Below are 20,116 nucleotides of genomic sequence, written 5' to 3' on the forward strand. Positions count from 1 at the left end.
GGGTGCGAGCGCAGCGAGCTTCCAGCTTAGCCGTTGAAAATTCACGCTGATGTCGCGCCAGCCCACCCCCTAGCCCCCTCCCGCCTGCGGGAGGGGGAATGTCCTGATTCCACCCCAATCAGCCGCTCGGCGCGTTAAGGAGCGTGCGGCGTTAAATCGGACGCAGGCCGCGCTTCAGCTTTCCGTGTCGCATCCTTTCAAGCAGAACCGGTTTCCGTCCTTCGACGGGCTCAGGACAGGGATGCCCCCTATTTTGTCTGCGCCGTTTCACTTCACCGGTTTGCGAAAACGGAGCGTCATCCGGTCGCTTTCCCCGATGGCGAGATATTTCGCCTTGTCGACCTCTCCATTGCGCAGGGTCGGCGGGAGCGTCCAGACGCCCTTTTCCCAGTCGGCCGTGTCCTTGGGATTGGCGTTGACCTCCGACGATCCGGCATATTCGAAGCCGGCCGCTTCAGCGAGGCGGCGGATGGTCGATACCTTGAGGTAGCCGCTGGTCTTCTCCAGCGCCGTATCGCGCCCTTCGGGCAGGCGATGGTCGACGATGCCCAGCGTCCCGCCCGGCTTCAGCAGGTCGTAAAAGGTCTTGAACGTGGCCGTCTCGGTCCCGCCCATCACCATATTGTGCACGTTGCGGAAGGTCAGCAGCGTGTCGACGCTGCCCGCCGGAATGAGGCCGGTCTGGTCGGGGAAGGGGACGACCTTCACCTTGTCATAGACGTCCGGCTTTGCCGCGAGGAACGCCTTGTAGCCGTCCAGAGAGCGGCCGGTCGGCTGGAGCGCGTAGAAGGTGCCCTTTTCGCGCAGCAGCGGCGCCAGGATTTCCGTGTACCAGCCGCCGCTGGGTGCATATTCGACCACTGTCTGGTCCGGCTTCACCCCGAAGAAGGCAAGGGTTTGGGCCGGATGGCGGTAGGTGTCGCGAGCGGCGTTGGCCGGGGTGCGGCTGGGGGCGGCGACCGCGGCCGCGATCGGATCGGCCGCCTGATGATGGTGCGCATGCTGCGCGGCGAGGGGAAGCAGCGGCAGGGACAGGCCGGTCAGCAGCAGGGCGGCGCGGGCTAGACGGTTCATCGGCATTCCTCTCTTTCTGGGGAATGTCCGATGTGCCGGTGATGCGGGCTCCGCGCAAGCGGGCCGGCGGGAAATATGTCCGCCGGCAGCAATTGTTGCAATATGCGCTTATGGGCAGGTCGTTACAGGCAGGCTTCCAGGAAAGGCTGGTCGAAGCCGAACTGCCGCGCCTTGTCCAACGTGTAGGGACGCAGGCCCATGGAACGATATTCCCCGATGATCTTCCCGCTGTCGTCCTCGTCATGATATTCGAACTTGAACAGTTCCTGGGTGACGATGACGTCGCCTTCCATGCCGATCACCTCGGTGACGTTGGTGACGCGGCGCGAACCGTCGCGCAGTCGCTTCACCTGCACGATCAGGTCGACGGAGTCGGCAATCTGCTTGGAAATCGCTTCCTTGGGGATCTTGATGTCACCCATCAGGATCATGTTCTCCATACGGCCGAGGCATTCGCGTGGGGAGTTGGAGTGGAGCGTGCACATGGACCCGTCATGGCCCGTGTTCATCGCGGCGAGCAGGTCGAAGCACTCCGCGCCGCGGATTTCGCCCAGGATGATGCGGTCGGGGCGCATGCGCAGGGCGTTCTTGACGAGGTCGCCGATGGTGATCGCGCCTTGGCCCTCCAGGTTCGGCGGGCGGGTTTCCAGCGGCAGCCAGTGCGGCTGTTGCAGGCGAAGTTCGGCCGCATCCTCGATGGTCAGCACGCGCTCGCCCGGGTCGATCATCTTGGAGAGGGCATTGAGCATGGTCGTCTTGCCCGAACCCGTACCCCCCGAAATCACGATGTTGAAGCGGCAGGCGCCCGCGATCTTCAGCGCGGTGCACATCTTCTGGCTCATCGCGCCCCATTGGGCGAGCATGTCGAGCGTGATCGGCTTGGCGGAGAATTTACGGATGGAGATGGCGGTGCCGCGCAGGGATAGCGGCGGCACGATCACGTTGACGCGGCTGCCGTCGGGCAGGCGGGCGTCGGCCAGCGGCGTGGTCTGGTCGACGCGGCGGCCGACTTTGTTGACGATGCGCTGGGCGATCTGGAACAGATGCTCTTCGTCGCGGAACTTGATGGGCGCGATCTGTAGCTTGCCCTTCTTTTCGATATAGGTCTGCTCCGGGCCGTTGACCATGATGTCGCTGACGTCCGGATCGGCCAGCAATTCCTCCAGCGGGCCCAGGCCGAGCAGTTCGTCCACCAGCACCTTTTCCAGCGCGAACTGCTCGCGGCGGTTGAGGGTCAGCTTCAGTTCCGCCAGCACCTCCATGATGATCGGGCGGAATTCCTCGGCCAGCTCATCCTTGGTCAGCGTGGCGGCGGCTTCGGGATCGACGCGCTCCAGCAGGCGGGGGAGCACCTGCTCCTTGATCTTGTGGACCGAGGCTTCGAACCCTTGCGGTCCGGTATCGGCGGCATGTTCGGCATTGGCGCGATCCGACAGGCGCTGCATCGCGTCGGCATTGCGCTGCATCTGGCTTGTGGGCGCGGAGAGCGGATCGAGCGGGGCTTCCGGGGGCAGGGCCGTCATGTCCAGGGGCGGGAACTGCTCGCCGCCCTTGATCTCTTCCTTGGGCGCGCCTCCCTGCATCGGTCGGGCAAGGCCGAAACCCGGCTTGATGCCCGCAGGTCCATTTTTCCGTCCAAACGCGCTCATAATTCTCCGCCGAAATGATGTGCATCAGCCATGGTTGTTAAAGGTGAATAGCGTGGAAACTTTGATAAATGGCTAATGCGTCGGTGGCCGGGCGCCGCAGCGGGGCGAGGCCTGCTTGGACATTCGAAAGGCGTCTGCGTTCGGCTGGCGGGAGGACGATGCTTGCCCACAAGAGGCGAACTGTTGGCGTGGTGGCTGACATCCAGTCTTCAACGATAGGGCATTTCGGTCGTTGATGATCCTGATGAGAGCCATGTTCGGCCGGTCTGGAAAGCCAAAGAGCCCCGTTCCGACTTGGAACGGGGCCCTTTGGCTTTTAGCAGCGGTCAGTTTGGCTTGTCAGCCGGCATGCTCCGCAAGGACGGTGAGGCCCTTTTCGTTCACCTCGGCAAAGCCGCCGCGAACCGGGATGATTTCCGGGGCGGCGCCGGCGTTGGCGAAGATCTGGATCGTGCCGTCACGGACGGTCGACATGAAGGGCGCATGGCCCTCCAGCACGCCGAAGTCGCCATCGGTGCCGGGGACGACCACCTGATAGACCTCTTCCGAGCGGACGAGCTTTTCCGGGGTCACGAGTTCGAAATGCAGTGCCATTGTCTTACTGAGCCTTTGCTGCATCAAGGGCGACGGTCATGATCATCTGAATGCCCTTGCCTTCATTGTAAACGATATTGGGACCGTCAAGAATGACGATCATATGCCCGCCGGGACGTTCCGCATTGAGTACCAGCAGATCCCGCATGAAATTGCCTTGCATTCCGGATCGGCTTTTGTCGATCGTCCAGCCTTCGATCGACCGTAATTTGGTCGTCCAATCATATCTTGCCGTCAGCGAGAGCATGGTGTCGGCCAGCGTCACCTTACAAGCCGGCACCGAAGCGGAAGTAGCCAGCCACATCTTGCCTTCGGGCACGGCGACGGAAGCGTAGATGCCTTCCTTGCCAAATAAGCGGCTCGCCATGGTCTCCACATCGGCCGGAGGAATGGCCAAGGTGATACCGACGTTCTTCAACAGCTTTTCGTTCTTCGCGGTCAAATGATCCCGCTCGGTAAGCTGTTGCGCGCAGGCTCGAAATGCTGTTTCCAGCGCGCTGGTCAACTGGGAGGCCGTCGTCTTGGCCGGTGTTGCCGATTGCAGCAAGGCTAGTGCAAGGACGACGCCTCCCGTCATTTGCCTTACGCCGCTTCCGCAGCCAGCTTCTTCGCCTTTTCGATGGCTTCGTCGATGCCGCCGACCATGTAGAAGGCGTTTTCGGGCAGATGGTCATATTCGCCTTCGACCACGGCCTTGAACGACTTCACCGTATCCTCGATCTGGACGAACTTGCCCGAAATGCCGGTGAAGACCTCCGCGACGTGGAAGGGCTGCGACAGGAACTTCTGGATCTTGCGGGCGCGGGCGACGGTCAGCTTGTCCTCTTCCGACAGCTCGTCCATGCCCAGGATCGCGATGATGTCCTGAAGCGACTTGTACTTCTGGAGGATCGCCTGAACCGCGCGGGCGGTTTCATAATGTTCCTGACCGACGACGCGGGGTTCCAGAACGCGGCTGGTCGAGTCCAGCGGGTCCACCGCCGGATAGATGCCCAGTTCCGAAATGGCGCGGTTGAGAACGGTGGTGGCGTCGAGGTGCGCGAAGCTGGTGGCCGGCGCCGGGTCGGTCAAGTCGTCCGCGGGGACGTACACGGCCTGCACCGAGGTGATCGAGCCCTTGTTGGTCGAGGTGATGCGCTCCTGAAGGGCGCCCATGTCGGTGGCGAGGGTCGGCTGATAGCCCACGGCCGAAGGAATGCGGCCGAGCAGAGCCGACACTTCCGCGCCCGCCTGGGTGAAGCGGAAGATGTTGTCGACGAAGAACAGCACGTCCTGACCTTCCTGGTCGCGGAAATATTCCGCGATGGTGAGGCCCGACAGGGCGACGCGCGCGCGGGCGCCCGGCGGTTCGTTCATCTGGCCGTAGACCAGCGCCACCTTCGAACCTTCGCTGATCGCGTTGCCGTCGGCGTCCTTGGCGATGACGCCGGCGTCGAGGAATTCGTGATAGAGGTCGTTGCCCTCGCGGGTACGCTCACCGACGCCCGCGAACACGGAGGTGCCGCCATGGCCCTTCGCGATATTGTTGATCAGTTCCTGGATGAGCACGGTCTTGCCGACGCCCGCGCCGCCGAACAGACCGATCTTGCCGCCCTTCGCATAGGGAGCGAGAAGGTCGATGACCTTGATGCCGGTGACCAGGATCGAGGCGTCGGTCGACTGGTCGACGAATTCCGGCGCCTTGGCATGGATCGGGGCGGAGAGGGTGGTGCCGACCGGGCCGCGCTCGTCGATCGGCTCACCGACGACGTTCAGGATGCGGCCGAGCGTGGCCGGGCCGACGGGAACGCTGATCTGCGCGCCGGTGTCGGTCACTTCCTGACCGCGGGTCAGGCCGTCGGTCGAGTCCATCGCGATGGTGCGGACGGTGTTCTCGCCCAGATGCTGGGCGACTTCCAGCACGAGGCGCTGGCCGTTGTTGCTGGTTTCCAGCGCCGAGAGAATGGCCGGAAGTGCATCGGGGAAGGTAACGTCGACGACGGCGCCGATGACCTGGCTGATGCGGCCTACATTGTTGGTGGTTGCCATGACTACTGTCCTTGCCTGCACTTAAAGGGCTTCGGCGCCCGAGATGATTTCGACGAGTTCGGTGGTGATCGCGGCCTGACGGCTGCGGTTATACTGAATGGTCAGCTTGTTGATGAGGTCGCCGGCGTTGCGGGTCGCATTGTCCATGGCGGTCATCGACGCGCCCTGTTCGGACGCGTTGTTTTCCAGCAGCGCCTTGAAGATCTGCACCGTGACGTTGCGCGGCAGCAGGTCGTCGAGGATCGCTTCCTCGCTCGGCTCATATTCCACCGTCGCGCCGATGGCGTTGCGGTCGGCGTCGGCCGGGATCTTCACCGGAATGATCTGCTGCTCGGTCGGGATCTGGGCGAGCGCCGACTTGAAGCGCGAGAAAAAAAGATGCGCGACGTCGAACTTGCCGTTCAGATACATGTTGGTCAGTTCGCGGGCGATCTCCTCAGCCTGCGCATAGCCCGGTTCCTTGACGCCGGTGGTGTCGAACTGGGCGACGATCATGCCGGGGAAGGTGCGGTTGATGACCGGACGGCCCTTGCGGCCGATCAGGTAGAAGCGGACGGTCTTGCCTTGCTGGATCAGTTCGTCCGCCTTGGCGCGGGCGGCCTTGACGATGTTGGCGTTGAACGCGCCGGCAAGGCCACGGTCCGAATTGGCGACGACCAGCAGATGGACATCGTCCTTGCCGGTTCCTGCCAGCAGCGGGGAGGCGCCTTCGCCCGAACCCCCTGCGATCTTCGAGGCGAGGCTGGCGACGACCGCTTCCAGGCGGCTGGAATAGGGGCGGGCGGCTTCGGCGGCGGCCTGCGCCTTGCGCAGCTTCGCGGCGGCGACCATCTGCTTGGCCTTGGTGATCTTCTGGGTCGACTTGACCGACCCGATGCGCAGCTTCAGTTCCTTGAGGCTAGCCATAGTTCAAACATTCCGAGCAAGGGCCAGACGGCCCGCGAGACCAAAGAAACCGACGCCCATGGCGCCTTCGAACCAGCGCATCGCGCTGCTCTGCCCGACCTTGCGCCCCGCCTTGGTGGCGAGGATCGCGAGAAGGGCGCACCAGAAGAAACCCAGTCCATAGACGATCGCGATCAGCAGCATGCCCTGCCATGGTGCGTCCGGACCGGTGCCGACGAACTGCGGCAGCGCGGCCAGGAAGAAGATCGCGACCTTCGGGTTCAGCACGGTGCTGATGAACCCCTGCGCGAAGGGCGATCCGCCGATCCGCAGCCTGGGCGCTTCCGATGCGGGCGACGGCTTCACCGCGCCGCGCAGCATCGAAAGGCCGAGCCATGCGAGATAGATCGCGCCCGCGATCTTCACCGCCATGAACAGGCCCGGCACGGCGTTCAACACGCTGAGGAAGCCGAAGCCGCAGAGCGCCATGTAGAACAGCCCGCCAAGCTGGATGCCGCCGATCGCCGCCATTCCCGCCCTCAGCCCGCGCCGCGCCGCGTGACCAGCCACCAGCATGGTGTCCGGTCCCGGCAGCAGCACCAGACCGATCGACATCACGGTCCAGGCAAGGAGGGAATGGGCGGTGAGCATTATCGCAGCTTCGTTCTTCCTTTTTTCCGTCATCCCCGTGGGGGGCCATCTCCCTTGCGTTGCGTCTGGGCGCTCGGTCGGGAGATGGGTTCCCGCTTTCGCGGGAATGACGGGGTGGTGGGTTACGCGAAGGTCTTGCCGAACGAGTCCAGCGCGGCCTTCAGCTTCGCCTTGGGCTCGTCGCCCAGATCCTTGCTGTCGCGGATGGCGGCCAGCACCTCGGGATGGTCGTGGCGCAGATAGGCGAGCATCAGCTCTTCATAGCGCGTCACGTCCTTGACCGGGATGCTGTCCAGATAGCCGTTGGTGCCCGCGAAGATCGACGCCGTCTGCTCTTCGAAGGGCAGGGGCGAGAACTGGGCCTGCTTGAGCAGTTCGGTCAGGCGCGCACCACGGTTCAGCAGCTTCTGGGTCGAAGCGTCGAGGTCCGAACCGAACTGGGCGAAGGCCGCCATTTCGCGATACTGGGCCAGCTCCAGCTTGATCGAGCCGGAAACCTTCTTCATCGCCTTGGTCTGCGCGGCGGAACCGACGCGCGACACCGACAGGCCGACGTTGATGGCCGGACGGATGCCCTGATAGAAAAGGTTGGTTTCGAGGAAGATCTGGCCGTCGGTGATCGAGATCACGTTGGTCGGAATATAGGCCGACACGTCGCCTGCCTGCGTTTCGATGATCGGCAGCGCCGTCAGCGAGCCGGCGCCGTTGGCGTCGTTCATCTTGGCCGCGCGCTCCAGCAGGCGGCTGTGCAGGTAGAAGACGTCGCCCGGATAGGCTTCGCGGCCCGGAGGACGGCGCAGCAGCAGCGACATCTGGCGATAGGCGACGGCCTGCTTGGAAAGGTCGTCATAGACGATCACGGCATGCATGCCGTTGTCGCGGAAGAATTCGCCCATGGTGACGCCGGTGTAGGGCGCCAGATACTGGAGCGGAGCGGGTTCCGAAGCGGTCGCGGCGACGACGATCGAATATTCCATCGCGCCATTTTCTTCGAGCTGCTTGACGATCTGCGCGACGGTCGAGCGCTTCTGGCCGACGGCGACGTAGATGCAGTAGAGCTTCTTCGACTCGTCGTCGCCCGCGTTGATGCCCTTCTGGTTGATGAAGGTGTCGATCGCGACGGCGGTCTTGCCGGTCTGGCGGTCGCCGATGATCAGCTCGCGCTGGCCGCGGCCGACGGGGACGAGGGCGTCGATCGCCTTGAGGCCGGTCTGCACGGGTTCGTGCACCGACTTGCGGGGAATGATGCCCGGCGCCTTGACTTCCACGCGCTTGCGTTCGGTGTACTGGATCGGGCCCTTGCCGTCGATCGGGTTGCCGAGGCCGTCGACCACGCGGCCCAGCAGGCCCTTGCCGACGGGCACGTCCACGATGGTGCCGGTGCGCTTGACGGTGTCGCCTTCCTTGATCTCGGCATCCGAGCCAAAGATCACGACGCCGACATTGTCGGCTTCCAGGTTGAGCGCCATGCCCTGCACGCCATTGGCGAACTCGACCATTTCGCCCGCCTGGACGTTGTCGAGGCCATGGACGCGGGCGATGCCGTCACCCACGGTCAGCACGGAACCGACTTCGCTCACCTGCGCTTCGGTGCCGAAATTGGCTATCTGGTCCTTGATGACCTTCGAAATTTCTGCGGCGTTGATATCCATGTTCAGCCTTTCAGCCTTTCATCGCGTGGGCGAGACTATTCAAACGGGTGCGGATGGAGGAATCGATCATCTGGCTGCCGATCTTGACGACCAGCCCGCCCAGGATCGCGGGATCGACCTTGGCATCGAGCGCGACGTCGCGGCCGACGCGGGCGCGCAGGCCCTGTTGCAGGGCGCTGACCTGCCCGGCGTCGAGCGGATGGGCGCTCGTCACTTCAGCGCGAACCTCGCCCTTGTGATTCGACAGCAGCGTCTCATAGGCGCGGATGATCGCGGGCAGCTGGGAAAGGCGGCGGTTCTGGGCCAGCACGCCCAGGAAATTCGTCGTCAGCGGGTCGAGGCTCATGGAGGATGCGACGGCGGCGATCGTCTTACCCGCTGCGTCGCGGCTGAGGACCGGGCTGTTCACCAGGCCCTTGAAATCGGCCGATTCGGCCAGTGCCGCCTTGAGCGCAGCCAAGCTCGCCGCGACGGTGTCGAGCGTCTTGCCGTCGCGGGCCAGATCGAACAGCGCCACCGCATAGCGGCCGCTGAGGCTGGCCTGAATACCGCCGGTCGTCTCCACGCGCTTACCGTCCTCCACTTGATTCTGGCATTTTGAATTGCCGGTCATGCAAAAAGGGGGCGCGGTTCTGTCCGTCCCGGTCCCCTGTTGGGGGGCCGGTTAGCAGTGGGATTGTGACTATGCAAGCCATGGAACACGATTCGACCGTCAGTATGAAATCATCGCGATTTGACTGAGTTTTTATATGGGACGAATCGTTGGGCGCCGCCCCGCTTTTATTTCCCCTCGGGGGTGAGCCGACCCTTTTGGCAATGGTAGACGATCCGTTCATTGGGTTGGGCCGGAAGCAGGGCGGCGAGATCGTTCTGCAGCGTGGCGATTTTCCCCAGCAGGGCAGAATCGCTCCCACAGCCCTTGATCGCGCCGCCGCCAAGGGCGCGGGCCTTTGCCATGGTGTCGATGTCGGGCAGCCAGCGCTGGACCCGAAGCGTGCCCGTTGCCGGATCGAAGCGGCTGACGGTCACGAAATTATGGTCGTCGGGGACGGCCGCGCGCTGCCAGCCGGTGCCGGAGGAGACATATTGGGTGTCGCCGTCGACGCAGCCTCCCTCCGCCCAGTGGAATCCGATGTCATTGGGTTGGGATATGGTGAGCCGGCTGCGATTCACGTCCACCCGGCAGACATTGTCGCCGGCCCAGGCATAGGCGTTGTTGCCCATGACGTTCGCGTCCTGCGGCAGTTCGATGCGTTCTTCGATACTGGAGAAGCTGGGCTTCAGGAAGAACAGTCCGATCGCCGCGAACAGCAGGACGCCGCCGCCCGCCAGCCACCAGGTGGCGCGCCGTTCCCGGCCCTGGCTGTAGAACAGGCCGCCTGCGCCGAGGCCGAGCACCGCCAGCGCCAGCAGCACTGCGGCGCCCGCCATCGCATTTTCCCGGGCGGAAATGACGTCGCGTTCGGCCGTGTCGCGGGCCTTGTCCAGCGCGGCTTCGCGAGCGTCCGCGCGGGCGCGTTCGGATTGCTCGCTCCGCGCTTCCTCCCGCTGGGCGAGGGCGGCTTCGGCGGCGTCCGCCTCCGCCATCGAGCGGCAGGGAACGACGGTGTGCAGCGACGATATGCCGGCCTGCCGCAGGAAGGAGGCGACTTCCCGCCAGGACACGGCGAAGCCGAACTCCGCATCATTGCCGTCGGAGACCGATCCGAAACTGTTGACCCCCAGCACCCGGCCGCAATCGTCGACCAGCGGGCCGCCGCTATTGCCTGCGGCCAGCGGCGCGGTGTGCAGCACCGTATCGAAATTCTGGCTGGCCCTGCCTGAGGACACAGTGCCGCTGGTCTTCACCGTGCCGAGCGGTTCCACCAACTGCTTGAGGCCAAGGCCCTGCGCGCGGTCCACCGTGCCGGGATAGCCGATGGCGGTGACATGCTGCCCGTCGCTCACCGCGCCGGCGTAGAAGGTGCTGACCGGCAGGCTGCCTTCCTCCAACTGGATCAGCGCCAGGTCGTTGCCGGGCGAGAAGGCGATGATCCGGCCGCCATAGGTCTTTGTCCCCTCCGAAGGGATGACGCCGATGACAAGGTCCTTCTCCTCCCGCGTCAGTTCGACCACATGGGCGTTGGTGATGATCTTGTCCGGCGCGACCGCGAAGCCGCTGCCATGGCCCACGAAATAGGCGTCGGAGCCGTTGGTCGCGACCAGCACGACGCGGACAACGCCGCGGGCGGCGGCTGCGATGTCCTGCTGTTCGGCATGCGCGCCGGAGGGCCCGGCAAGAGCCAGGAGCGCGGCCAGAACAGGGGCGAGGCGACGGAATAGTGCGACCATGGTTGGCGGCATTCATATGCGATGGTGGGATTGAGGCAATGCGCAAAAAAGCGTGGAGCCGCTTTTTGAGCGCAAGCGGCGGGAAGGCTGATGCGTCGGGCGCGGCTATCCCTTATTCATGACCGAGATGAGACAGCCCGAAGCCCCGATCCACGCCATGCCGGACGCAGATGCCTGCTGGGACGCCTTTCTGGGGCGCGACCGGAGCTTCGACGGGCGGTTCGTGGGCGCTGTGCTGACCACCGGCATCTATTGCAAGCCGAGCTGCGCGGCGCGGCATCCCCGGCGGGAGAATATGAACTTCCTTGCCGACCCGGAGGCAGCGCGGGCGGCGGGTTTCCGCGCCTGCCTGCGCTGCCGCCCCGACGAGGTCGGGCGCGACCGGCTGGCGGTGGAGGCGGCCATCGCCTTCATCGCTGCCGCCGAGACCCCGCCCTCGCTGGAGGAGGTGGCGGCGCATGCGGGCTATGCGCCGCATCATTTCCACCGGCTGTTCAAGCGCGAAACGGGGATGACGCCGGCCGCCTACGCCCGATCGCTGCGCACCGAACGGCTGAAAAGCGCGCTGGAGGAGGGGAGCAGCGTCACCGGCGCGATCTATGAGGCGGGCTATAATGCGCCCAGTCGCGCCTATGCCGATGCGGAACGGCATCTGGGCATGACGCCCAGCGCCTGGAAGGATGGCGGGCGGGGCGTGGCGATTCGCCATGCGGTGGTGCAGACCGGCCTGGGGCCGGCGCTGGTCGCGGGGACCGAGCGGGGGCTTTGCCGGATCAGCTTCGACGAGGATGAGGCGGATTTGCGCCGGCGCTTCCCCAAGGCGGAGATCCTGCCCGCCGACGAGGGGCTTTCGGCCCTGGCGGCGCAGGTCGTGCGGTTGATCGACGATCCGTCGGCGCCGCCGGATTTGCCGATGGATGTGTGCGGGACGGCGTTTCAGCAGGCGATATGGGCGGCCTTGCGCGCGATCCCGCCGGGTGAGACGCGCACCTATGGCGAAATTGCGGCGGCCATCGGCAGGCCAGGCGCCGTGCGGGCCGCCGGGACGGCTTGCGGCGACAACAATCTGGCCGTGCTGATCCCTTGCCATCGAGTGTTGCGGAGCGATGGGAGCCTGGGCGGATACGCCTATGGCACGCGGCGCAAGCAGGCCCTGCTGGAGCGCGAAAGCCGGGGCTGAAACCACGCTTTTCGCTTTTCTTTCAGCAGGCTGTCGGCCATGAGTGCAGCCGGGGTTCAACGCCGTTGCAGGGGGTGGCGTGACGATTCGGGTGTTGAAGGGGCTGCTGCTCCTGGCGGGTGCGTTGGCGCTCATGCCGGGTACGGCGCAGGCGGCGTGGTTGCAGGCTAACAGCCGGCATTTCACCATCATGAGCGACGGCAGCGAAGCCAGGCTGCATGAATTTGCCGAGAAGCTGGAAAAATTCGACGGCCTGTTGCGCCGCGTGACCGGCGTCGACGATCCGGAGGCGGGTAGCCCGGTCCATGTCTATCTTCTGTCCAACGACGCCAAGGTGAAGGCGCTGGCGCGCAATCCCAATATCGGCGGTTTCTACACGACGTCGGATCGCTTCGCTTATGCCGTCCTGGCGCGGGGCGCGAAGACGAGCGATTATGATGTGGGTGCCGAGGACATATTGTTCCACGAATATACCCATCATTTCATGCTGCATCATTTCCCGGCGGCTTATCCGGCCTGGTATGTGGAGGGCTTCGCGGAATTTTTCTCCGCCGTGAAATTCCCCAAGGACGGGTCGATCCAGTTCGGCCGCATCCCGATGGCGCGGGCGCCCACGCTGGTGCAGGATTCGCCCTATCCGCTGAAGGACCTGTTCGCCCGCGATACGGACGGGCTGGGGCTGCGGGACGGGGATCGCTATTATGGCACGGCCTGGCTGCTCACCCATTATTTCCAGTATAAGGCTGACCGGCGGGCGGAAATCAGCCATTATCTGAAGGATCTGGCGGCCGGCGTGCCGGATATGAAGCTGGATGGCTATTTTGCCGGGGGCGTCGAGGGGCTGGAAAAGGACCTGAAGGCCTATATGCGCCGTCCCTTGTCGGCATCGCGGCTCGATCCCAGCGCAGTGACGGTGGGAGCCATCGCGCTCGGCCCGGTCGATCCGGCGCAGGGCGCGCTGATCGAGGATGAATTGCGGCTGATGAACCATCCCCGCACCGAAGATTTGCCCGACATCGTCCGTGCGATCCGCGCCACCGCCGCCAAATTCCCGTCCAGCGCCTATGCGCTGGCGCTGCTGGCGGAGGCGGAGTGGGAGGCGGAGGAGAAGGCGGCGGCGCTGGCCGACGCCGACCGGGCGATCGCGCTCGATCCTGGACTGTCGCGGGCCTATAGCGCGCAGGCGCGGGCATTGCTGGAGCGGGCGCAGGACGATGACAAGGAGGAGGATTGGAAGGCTGCGCTGAAGGCCATCGTCAAGGCGAATCGCGCGGATACGGAAGACCCGGTGCCGCTGGCGCTGTTCTACCGCTATCATGCGATGAAGGGCGGGCTGATGCCGGACATCGGCTATGACGGCCTGGCCAAGGCCTTTCTGCTGCTGCCGCAAAGCCCGGAATATCGGATGAACTATGTGCAGGCCCTCGCATTCCGGGGGGAATATGCCAAGGCATCCCAACTGCTCGACCCGCTGGCCTATTCGCCGCACCCCTCCGGCACGCGGGACGCCGCGCTGGCGCTCAAGAAGCGCTTCGATGCCGAGGCCGCTAGGAAGAAAAGCCCTTCAACCGCTCCATGATCGCGCGGCGCTGGGCCTTGCTCATGCCTGCCCAGCGTCGGATTTCGTCCGTCGTGCGCCCGCAACCGGTGCAGATGCGCCCGTCCTTGTCCAGCTTGCAGATGTTGACGCAGGGGCTTTCCATCGGTGCTCGGGCCATCACATGAAGCTGTACGGGTCGACGTCGACCGCCACCCTTGTGCCTGATTTCCAGCTGAGGTTGCCCAGCCAGTCCCGGATTGCGTCCTGCACGTCGACCTGCCGCGTCGCGTGGATCAGCAGGCGGTGGCGGTGCCGCCCGCGCAGCACGGAAAGCGGGGCCGGGGCGGGGCCGTAGACGCGCATCCCCTCGATCGAGGGCGCGGACTTGCCGATCAGCCGCGCGACCTCGGCGGCTTCGTCTGCATCCTCGCTGGACACGATGATCGCGGCGAAGCGGCCGAAGGGCGGGGCGTTGGCGTGGCGGCGATTCTCCGTCTCCACCTCGTAGAAGCGCTCTGCATCGCCTGCGATCAGGGCCTTGATGACCTCTGCCTCCGGCATGCGGGTCTGGATGAAGACGCGGCCCGGTTTCTGCCCGCGCCCGGCGCGTCCGGCGACCTGGACGATCTGCTGGAAGGTGCGTTCCGACGCGCGCAGGTCGCCGCCTTCGAGGCCCAGATCGGCATCGATCACGCCCACCAGCGTCAGGTTGGGGAAGTGATAGCCCTTGGTGACGAGCTGCGTGCCGATGATGATGTCGACCGCGCCCGCCTCCACCGACTTCACGAATTCCGCGACCTTGGCGGGCGACCAGAGCGTGTCGGAGGTGACGATGGCGGTGCGCGCATTGGGCCAGAGCGCCTTCACCTCGTCCGCGATGCGCTCGACGCCGGGACCGCAGGCGACAAGGCTATCCTCCTCCTTGCATTCCGGGCAGAAGCGCGGCGCGGGGATGACATGGCCGCAATGATGGCAGGCCAGGCGGTGGGTCAGCCGGTGCTCGACCATCCAGGCGGTGCAATTGGGGCATTGGAAGCGATAGCCGCAATGGCGGCAGAGCGTCAGCGGCGCATAGCCCCGCCGGTTGAGGAAGAGCAGGCTCTGCTCGCCCTTTTCCATCGTCTCGTCGATGGCGCGCACCAGCGGCGGCGCGATCCAGCGGCCACGCTCCGGCGGGTCGGTGAGCAGGTTGATGCCCTCTATGTCCGGCATGGCCGCGCCGCCGAAGCGGGAAGGCAGCTTGATTTCCCTGTAGCGGCCAAGCTCGACCTGATGCCGCGTCTCTATGGCGGGGGTGGCGGAGGCGAGGATGACAGGGAATTTCTCGATTAGGCCGCGCATCACCGCCACATCGCGGGCATGATAGTGGACGCCATCCTCCTGCTTGAAGCTCGCCTCATGCGCTTCGTCCACCACGATCAGGCCCAGATTGGGATAGGGCAGGAACAGGGCGGAGCGGGCGCCGACCACCACCGACGCCTCGCCCGCCGCGATCGCCCGCCAGGCGCGCCGCCGCTCGCTCTGGCGCAGGCCGCTGTGCCAGTTGACGGGGACCGTGCCGAAGCGCTTTTCGAAACGCTCCAGAAAGGGCTCGGTCAGCGCGATCTCGGGGAGCAGCACCAGCACCTGCCGTCCCTCGCGGATAGCGGCGGCGATAGCTTCGAAATAGACTTCCGTCTTGCCCGATCCGGTCACGCCGTCGAGCAGGAAGGGGGCGAAGGCCCGTTCCCTGACCGCTTCGATGAACTGGTCGGCGGCCGCGCCTTGCCCATCGGACAGCAGCGGCGGGGCATGATCGGGATTCGGCATGGGGAAGGGGGTGTCGACGCTGACCTCCACCGCTTCGAAGGCGCCCGCCTTGATGAGGCCGCGGATCACCGCGTCGCTGACTCCGCCGATCATCGCCAGCTCGCGGATCAGCCCCTGCCGTTCGCCGATGCGCTCCATCGCCTGGGTGCGCTGTTCGGTCATGCGGTCAGGAAGGTCGCCCGTGGCGCGATATTCGATGACGGTGCGCGCGCCCTCCAGCGCCGCCATGGACGTCAGCGTCATGCGCAGCACGGCGGCGATGGGGGCGAGATAATAGTCCGCCGTCCACTCGATCAGGCGGCGCAGCGTTTCGGGCACCGGGGGCGCGTCGACCGGCCCGACGACGTTGCGCAGACGGTTGTCGCCCACCGTCTCGATTTCGGGAAAGCTGTCCTCGTCCCACACCACGCCGACGATCTGGCGCGGACCCAGCGGCGCGACGACGATGCTGCCGGGCTTGACGTTCATCCCATGCGGCACGCGATAGTCCAGCGGCCCCAGGGCGGCGTTCAGCAGGATGACACGGGCGCGCGAACTCATTGCCCTCTCCCTAATGGCAGGGGCGGTTGAGGCAAGCCCTGGAGCGCGTCAGATTTTCCAGCTCAATGTCAGCCAGGGGATGTGCGCCACCGCATCCGGGCGGCCGTCGCGGAACGTCTGCTGCCGCATATAGAGCAATTGCGCGTCCAGCGCCCTGGCGATCGGATGGCGCAGCCCGATCTGGTTGCGCATCACGGCAAGGCCCGGCCTGTCGCCGGGGCGGGCGCGGTTCAGGTGGAACATCAGCTCGGCCGCCGCGATCAGCGTCCATCGCTTCGCCGCGTCGAGAGGCACCGAGGCCTGCGCCCGCTGCCGCAGCCGCCAGCTTGCCCTGTCGGCGGTATCGAAAAAGCGCTGTTCGATGCGGGTGCGGCTCATCCAGATGCCTTTCGTCAGCGTCACCTGCTGGAACAGCCGCATTTCCTGTTCCGGTTCGGAGCGGAAAAAGGCGAGGCCGCCGCCGATCTGCACCGCCCTGGCGACGCGATGGTCGATCAGGACGCGCACCGTCTGCTGCCCGCCATTGGAGGATGCCTGGCGGAAACGCTGGCTGAGGTCGAGCGAGACGAGGTCCGCATCGCTTGCCTGCACGACCAGCGATTCGGTCGTCCACAGTTGATTTTCCTGGCTGGCGGCGAAGGCGGGCGAGGCGGCCAGGAGGCCGACGGAGATCAGCGCGTCCGATATGTGGCGGGGACGCTGGCGGCGGGGCATGGATCGGTCCTTTGGAAAGGTGCCGCCGTCATAATGTTGCGCCGGGCGGAAGGTAAAGGGGCAGCCTCCGGCAATAATGGCTAATCCGTCATGGAGCCGCTAAAGGAAACGCGATTCGTCCCTTCCTCTGCCGGAGCAGATCCATGAAGTTCTTCGTCGACACCGCCGACACCAATGAAATCCGCGAACTCGCCGCCACCGGCCTGCTGGACGGCGTCACCACCAACCCCTCGCTGATCCACAAGTCGGGCCGCAAGTTCCTGGAAGTGGTGGAGGAAATCTGCGGCATCGTGGAAGGCCCCGTGTCGGCGGAGGTCGTCGCGCTCGACCATGAGACGATGATGAAGGAAGCCGCGGTCTTGCGGAAGATCGCCGGCAATGTCTGCATCAAGGTGCCGCTGACCATCGATGGCCTCAAGACCTGCAAGGCGCTGACCGGGGATGGCGTGATGGTGAACGTCACCCTTTGCTTCTCGGCCAATCAGGCGCTGCTGGCGGCCAAGGCGGGCGCGACCTTCATCTCGCCCTTCGTCGGGCGACATGACGACAATGGCTTCGACGGCATGAAGCTGATCGAGGACATCCGCCTGATCTACGACAATTATTCCTTCGCCACGGAAATCCTGGTCGCAAGCGTGCGTCACCCGATCCATGTGCTGGAAAGCGCGAAGATCGGCGCCGACGTGATGACCGCGCCGCCGTCCGTCATCAAGGCGCTGTTCAACCATGTGCTGACCGAGAAGGGCATTGCCGGCTTCCTGGCGGACTGGGAAAAGACCGGCCAGTCGGTCCTCTGATCCGAGTTGGGGGTTTGAGGAAGGGCGCGCAGGCCGGTCCTGCGCGCCTTTTTTGTCGCAACCTTCGCCGGGGAGCGTCATTCTCCTGCGCAAAGGAGAGGCACGATGTTCGTCGCGGTCTATTGGTGGCGCGTTCACCCCGGCAAGGAGGATCAGTTCCGCAAGGCCTGGCGCCGGGGAACCGACCTGATCCGCGAAAAATATGGCAGCTACGGTTCACGCCTGCATCGTGATGCCGACGGGCGCTTCGTCGGCTATGCCGAATGGCCGGACGAGGCGAGCTGGCGCGCGGCTTTCGATCAGAAGATGGTCTATGACGATCCCGAGACGCGCGCCGCCTTCGTCGACGCCATAGCGGAGGTGCCGCCGGACGCCGATCCCATCTTCACCATGACGGTGACTGACGACCTGCTGTTGCGTTCGGCGGAGGGGCGTGGCGGCGGCGACTGACCGATCGGACTAGGCGCGCCTCCCTTGCGCGTCCCTTCCTTGCGCCTTCCAGCCAGCCCCCTAACACCTTTGACCCCGGCGGCTGTCCCGATGCGCCGATGCGCCGGTCGAGACAGGCTCTATCACCATCAGCGCCTGCCAGATCCCGGAAAAGAGGAGGGAAAGCATCGCCGCCAGCGCATCCTGTCCGACCTTGCCCGCGCCGACCGCGCTGGAGGCCAGCCCGTCCGTTGCCTATCGGCGCGACATCGATGGGCTGCGCGCATTGGCGGTGCTGCCGGTGCTGTTCTATCATGTCCGCCTCTGGCCCTTTTCCGGAGGTTTCGTTGGCGTCGACATCTTCTTCGTCATCTCCGGCTATCTGATCGCCTCGATCATTGCGCGGGAGCTAGCGGAAGGCCGGTTCAGCCTCACCGATTTCTATGTGCGGCGCATCCGCCGGATATTCCCCGCCCTGTTCGCGACCATCGCCGTCACCATCATCGCCGGCAGCCAGATCCTGCTGCCGCTGGACTATCGCGCGCTTGGCCTGAGCGCCGTGGCGACGGTGCTGTTCGCCAGCAACCTCCATTTCGCGCGGCATAGCGGCTATTTCGGCAGCGCCGCGGAAGAAGCGCCGCTGCTGCACACATGGTCGCTGGCGGTGGAGGAGCAATTCTACATCCTCTTCCCGCTGCTGATGCTGTGTGCCTTTCGGGCGGGCGGGCGGACGCGGCTCCTGCTGGGGGTGGTGGCGCTTCTGTCCTTCGCCACGGCGCTGCTGCTGGTCGACCGTGCGCCGGTGCTGGCCTTCTACCTTCCCTTTCCCCGCGCCTGGGAGTTGCTGGCGGGCGCGTTGCTGGCAACGGATATGTTGCCGCCGCTGCGGAACCGTTGGGCGGCGCAGCTCTGCGCGCTGGCGGGGGTGGCGTCGATCGGCTGGGCGCTGTTCGGCTTTTCCAGCGCGACGGCCTTTCCGGGGCTGAACGCGCTTTACCCGGTGCTGGGGGCGCTACTGATCCTGCATGCGGGGCAGAGCGGGTCGGCGGTCAGCCATCTGCTGGGCGGCGCGGTGCCCGTGGCGGTCGGCCGCATCTCCTATTCGCTCTATCTGTGGCACTGGCCGCTTGTCGTCTTCTGGACCTATCGCACGGACGGCGACTGGCGGTTGCGGGAGCAGTTGCTCATCATCCTGCTCTCGCTCCTCCTCGCCGCTTTCTCCTGGCGCTTCATTGAGGAGCCGTTCCGCCGGGCCCGTCGCTTCACGGCAGGCCGCGCCTTCGCGCTCGCCGGCGCGATGATGGCGACAGGGTGCGGAGCGGGCGCGATGCTCTACCTGTCCGGCGGCCTGCCTGCGCGAGTGGCGCCCTCCGTCGCCGCGCTCGATGCGGCGAGCCGGAGCATGGCCTATCTGCCGGAGCGCTGTTCGGGCATGGCGGCGGTGCGGCACCGGGCGCTGTGCGCGGTGGGCGCGCATAACGGCACGGCACCCAGTTTCCTGCTCTGGGGCGATTCCCACGCCCATGCGCTGAAACCCGCATTCGATCAGGCAGGCGATGCGCTGGGCCTTTCCGGACGGATCGCATCCTACCCCGCCTGCCCCACCCTGCTGGGGCTGGATCGGCTGGACCAGCCCGCCAGCCATGATTGCAGCGCCTTCAACGCGCAGGTGCTGGCGATGCTGCGCGACAGTCCGACGATCCACACGGTCTTCCTGGTGTCCCGCTGGGGTCTGTGCGCCAATGGACGCCGCCCCGAAGGCGGCACGCCCTGCTATCTCGGCCGGGACGGGAATGACGACCGGAGCCTCAAGCGCGACGCCTTGCTGTTTCGCGCCGGGCTGAAGGAAACGGTGCGGACACTGACCGGCATGGGCAAGCGGGTCATATTGGTCGCGCCCATTCCGGAATTCCGCCGCAACGTGCCGGAAAGCCTTGCGCGGGCGGAACTCTACAGCGAACCGGCGCAACTGGACCTGCCGCTGGCGGATTATCTGCGGCGGCAGCGCGACGTGTTCGGCGCCTTCGACGAGATGCGGCGGCGCTTCGCGGCCGGCGTCGTCTATCCGCACCGCCTTCTCTGCGGCACCGGCCATTGCGCGACGATGATGCATGGCGTGCCGCTTTATTCCGACGACGACCATCTGTCGCGGCAGGGCAGCCTGCTGCTGAGCGGCATGGTCCATGAAGCGATGCGGCCGATCCGGGAACGGGCCGGCCGCCCCGAAAAGCGCTGAACTGGCG

Annotated in this window: 18 protein-coding genes; 5 read left to right on the forward strand and 13 right to left on the reverse strand. The window is 65.4% G+C overall.

Annotation, left to right across the window (positions count from 1 at the left end; all coding sequences use genetic code 11):
- Positions 1 to 267 precede the first annotated feature (267 nt).
- The 10 genes from TZ53_RS14645 to TZ53_RS14690 all read right to left on the reverse strand — a co-directional run bounded on the left by TZ53_RS14645 (position 268) and on the right by TZ53_RS14690 (position 10,864).
- Positions 268 to 1,074 carry a class I SAM-dependent methyltransferase gene (locus TZ53_RS14645; RefSeq protein ID WP_044663065.1) on the reverse strand — a complete coding sequence of 269 codons (807 nt, stop codon included), beginning with the start codon at positions 1,072 to 1,074 and terminating at the stop codon, positions 268 to 270.
- Positions 1,075 to 1,196: 122 nt separating this feature from the next.
- Positions 1,197 to 2,723, reverse strand: coding sequence for a CpaF family protein (locus tag TZ53_RS14650; RefSeq protein ID WP_044661759.1), 1,527 nt, complete (start codon positions 2,721 to 2,723; stop codon positions 1,197 to 1,199).
- Positions 2,724 to 3,062: 339 nt separating this feature from the next.
- Positions 3,063 to 3,317 (reverse strand): ATP synthase F1 subunit epsilon, encoded by a 255-nt coding sequence (locus TZ53_RS14655; protein WP_044661760.1) that lies wholly within the window; start codon positions 3,315 to 3,317, stop codon positions 3,063 to 3,065.
- A 4-nt stretch (positions 3,318 to 3,321) separates the two neighbouring features.
- Positions 3,322 to 3,864 carry a hypothetical protein gene (locus tag TZ53_RS14660; RefSeq protein WP_044661761.1) on the reverse strand — a complete coding sequence of 181 codons (543 nt, stop codon included), beginning with the start codon at positions 3,862 to 3,864 and terminating at the stop codon, positions 3,322 to 3,324.
- A 35-nt stretch (positions 3,865 to 3,899) separates the two neighbouring features.
- Positions 3,900 to 5,345: a F0F1 ATP synthase subunit beta gene (gene atpD, locus TZ53_RS14665; RefSeq protein WP_025551231.1), complete on the reverse strand. Its 1,446-nt coding sequence runs from the start codon at positions 5,343 to 5,345 to the stop codon at positions 3,900 to 3,902.
- Positions 5,346 to 5,366: 21 nt separating this feature from the next.
- Complete coding sequence (locus TZ53_RS14670; protein WP_044661762.1) at positions 5,367 to 6,251, reverse strand: F0F1 ATP synthase subunit gamma; 885 nt, start codon at positions 6,249 to 6,251, stop codon at positions 5,367 to 5,369.
- A 3-nt stretch (positions 6,252 to 6,254) separates the two neighbouring features.
- Positions 6,255 to 6,881 carry a LysE family translocator gene (locus tag TZ53_RS14675; RefSeq protein ID WP_025551227.1) on the reverse strand — a complete coding sequence of 209 codons (627 nt, stop codon included), beginning with the start codon at positions 6,879 to 6,881 and terminating at the stop codon, positions 6,255 to 6,257.
- Between the two features lie 122 nt (positions 6,882 to 7,003).
- Entirely contained in the window at positions 7,004 to 8,533 is a 1,530-nt protein-coding gene (gene atpA / locus TZ53_RS14680) for a F0F1 ATP synthase subunit alpha (protein ID WP_044661763.1), read from the reverse strand.
- Between the two features lie 10 nt (positions 8,534 to 8,543).
- Complete coding sequence (locus TZ53_RS14685) at positions 8,544 to 9,098, reverse strand: F0F1 ATP synthase subunit delta (protein ID WP_044663066.1); 555 nt, start codon at positions 9,096 to 9,098, stop codon at positions 8,544 to 8,546.
- A 215-nt stretch (positions 9,099 to 9,313) separates the two neighbouring features.
- A complete protein-coding gene (locus TZ53_RS14690) occupies positions 9,314 to 10,864 on the reverse strand; it encodes a S1C family serine protease (RefSeq protein WP_025551224.1) in 1,551 nt (516 codons plus the stop codon).
- A gap of 118 nt (positions 10,865 to 10,982) precedes the next feature.
- On the opposite strand from TZ53_RS14690, the gene ada reads away from it, so the two are divergent.
- Both ada and TZ53_RS14700 read left to right on the forward strand, forming a co-directional pair.
- Complete coding sequence (gene ada / locus TZ53_RS14695; RefSeq protein WP_044661764.1) at positions 10,983 to 12,044, forward strand: bifunctional DNA-binding transcriptional regulator/O6-methylguanine-DNA methyltransferase Ada; 1,062 nt, start codon at positions 10,983 to 10,985, stop codon at positions 12,042 to 12,044.
- Between the two features lie 133 nt (positions 12,045 to 12,177).
- Positions 12,178 to 13,623 carry a tetratricopeptide repeat protein gene (locus TZ53_RS14700; protein ID WP_044663067.1) on the forward strand — a complete coding sequence of 482 codons (1,446 nt, stop codon included), beginning with the start codon at positions 12,178 to 12,180 and terminating at the stop codon, positions 13,621 to 13,623.
- Here the strand turns inward: TZ53_RS14700 and TZ53_RS26185 are convergent.
- Genes TZ53_RS26185 through TZ53_RS14710 form a run of 3 tightly spaced genes read right to left on the reverse strand, consistent with a single transcriptional unit; the run spans position 13,592 to position 16,647 of the window.
- On the reverse strand, positions 13,592 to 13,762 hold the full coding sequence (locus tag TZ53_RS26185; RefSeq protein ID WP_065846500.1) for a DUF1289 domain-containing protein: 171 nt from the start codon (positions 13,760 to 13,762) through the stop codon (positions 13,592 to 13,594). The two genes, TZ53_RS14700 and TZ53_RS26185, sit on opposite strands and share 32 nt — an antisense overlap.
- Positions 13,762 to 15,933: a primosomal protein N' gene (locus TZ53_RS14705; protein ID WP_044661765.1), complete on the reverse strand. Its 2,172-nt coding sequence runs from the start codon at positions 15,931 to 15,933 to the stop codon at positions 13,762 to 13,764. The genes TZ53_RS26185 and TZ53_RS14705 overlap by 1 nt, the downstream gene beginning before the upstream one ends.
- A gap of 48 nt (positions 15,934 to 15,981) precedes the next feature.
- Positions 15,982 to 16,647 (reverse strand): DUF2490 domain-containing protein, encoded by a 666-nt coding sequence (locus tag TZ53_RS14710; protein WP_044661766.1) that lies wholly within the window; start codon positions 16,645 to 16,647, stop codon positions 15,982 to 15,984.
- A 143-nt stretch (positions 16,648 to 16,790) separates the two neighbouring features.
- Here TZ53_RS14710 and fsa point away from each other — a divergent pair, with 143 nt between their 5' ends.
- From fsa to TZ53_RS14725, 3 genes are all read left to right on the forward strand, one after another.
- Positions 16,791 to 17,444: a fructose-6-phosphate aldolase gene (gene fsa / locus TZ53_RS14715; protein ID WP_025550461.1), complete on the forward strand. Its 654-nt coding sequence runs from the start codon at positions 16,791 to 16,793 to the stop codon at positions 17,442 to 17,444.
- Between the two features lie 105 nt (positions 17,445 to 17,549).
- On the forward strand, positions 17,550 to 17,894 hold the full coding sequence (locus TZ53_RS14720; protein WP_025550459.1) for an antibiotic biosynthesis monooxygenase family protein: 345 nt from the start codon (positions 17,550 to 17,552) through the stop codon (positions 17,892 to 17,894).
- A gap of 193 nt (positions 17,895 to 18,087) precedes the next feature.
- Positions 18,088 to 20,109: an acyltransferase family protein gene (locus TZ53_RS14725; RefSeq protein ID WP_229742451.1), complete on the forward strand. Its 2,022-nt coding sequence runs from the start codon at positions 18,088 to 18,090 to the stop codon at positions 20,107 to 20,109.
- Positions 20,110 to 20,116: the final 7 nt, after the last annotated feature.

The organism is Sphingobium sp. YBL2 (genome assembly GCF_000943805.1).
Lineage (GTDB): Bacteria > Pseudomonadota > Alphaproteobacteria > Sphingomonadales > Sphingomonadaceae > Sphingobium > Sphingobium fuliginis.

What these genes read in the sequence shown, in the direction of transcription:
- TZ53_RS14645 (WP_044663065.1), bottom strand. Translation starts at nt 1,074, where the DNA reads ATGAACCGTCTAGCCCGCGCCGCCCTGCTGCTGACCGGCCTGTCCCTG.
- TZ53_RS14650 (WP_044661759.1), bottom strand. Translation starts at nt 2,723, where the DNA reads ATGAGCGCGTTTGGACGGAAAAATGGACCTGCGGGCATCAAGCCGGGT.
- TZ53_RS14655 (WP_044661760.1), bottom strand. Translation starts at nt 3,317, where the DNA reads ATGGCACTGCATTTCGAACTCGTGACCCCGGAAAAGCTCGTCCGCTCG.
- atpD (WP_025551231.1), bottom strand. Translation starts at nt 5,345, where the DNA reads ATGGCAACCACCAACAATGTAGGCCGCATCAGCCAGGTCATCGGCGCC.
- TZ53_RS14670 (WP_044661762.1), bottom strand. Translation starts at nt 6,251, where the DNA reads ATGGCTAGCCTCAAGGAACTGAAGCTGCGCATCGGGTCGGTCAAGTCG.
- TZ53_RS14675 (WP_025551227.1), bottom strand. Translation starts at nt 6,881, where the DNA reads ATGCTCACCGCCCATTCCCTCCTTGCCTGGACCGTGATGTCGATCGGT.
- atpA (WP_044661763.1), bottom strand. Translation starts at nt 8,533, where the DNA reads ATGGATATCAACGCCGCAGAAATTTCGAAGGTCATCAAGGACCAGATA.
- TZ53_RS14690 (WP_025551224.1), bottom strand. Translation starts at nt 10,864, where the DNA reads ATGGTCGCACTATTCCGTCGCCTCGCCCCTGTTCTGGCCGCGCTCCTG.
- ada (WP_044661764.1), top strand. Translation starts at nt 10,983, where the DNA reads ATGACCGAGATGAGACAGCCCGAAGCCCCGATCCACGCCATGCCGGAC.
- TZ53_RS14700 (WP_044663067.1), top strand. Translation starts at nt 12,178, where the DNA reads ATGCCGGGTACGGCGCAGGCGGCGTGGTTGCAGGCTAACAGCCGGCAT.
- TZ53_RS26185 (WP_065846500.1), bottom strand. Translation starts at nt 13,762, where the DNA reads ATGGCCCGAGCACCGATGGAAAGCCCCTGCGTCAACATCTGCAAGCTG.
- TZ53_RS14705 (WP_044661765.1), bottom strand. Translation starts at nt 15,933, where the DNA reads ATGAGTTCGCGCGCCCGTGTCATCCTGCTGAACGCCGCCCTGGGGCCG.
- TZ53_RS14710 (WP_044661766.1), bottom strand. Translation starts at nt 16,647, where the DNA reads ATGCCCCGCCGCCAGCGTCCCCGCCACATATCGGACGCGCTGATCTCC.
- fsa (WP_025550461.1), top strand. Translation starts at nt 16,791, where the DNA reads ATGAAGTTCTTCGTCGACACCGCCGACACCAATGAAATCCGCGAACTC.
- TZ53_RS14720 (WP_025550459.1), top strand. Translation starts at nt 17,550, where the DNA reads ATGTTCGTCGCGGTCTATTGGTGGCGCGTTCACCCCGGCAAGGAGGAT.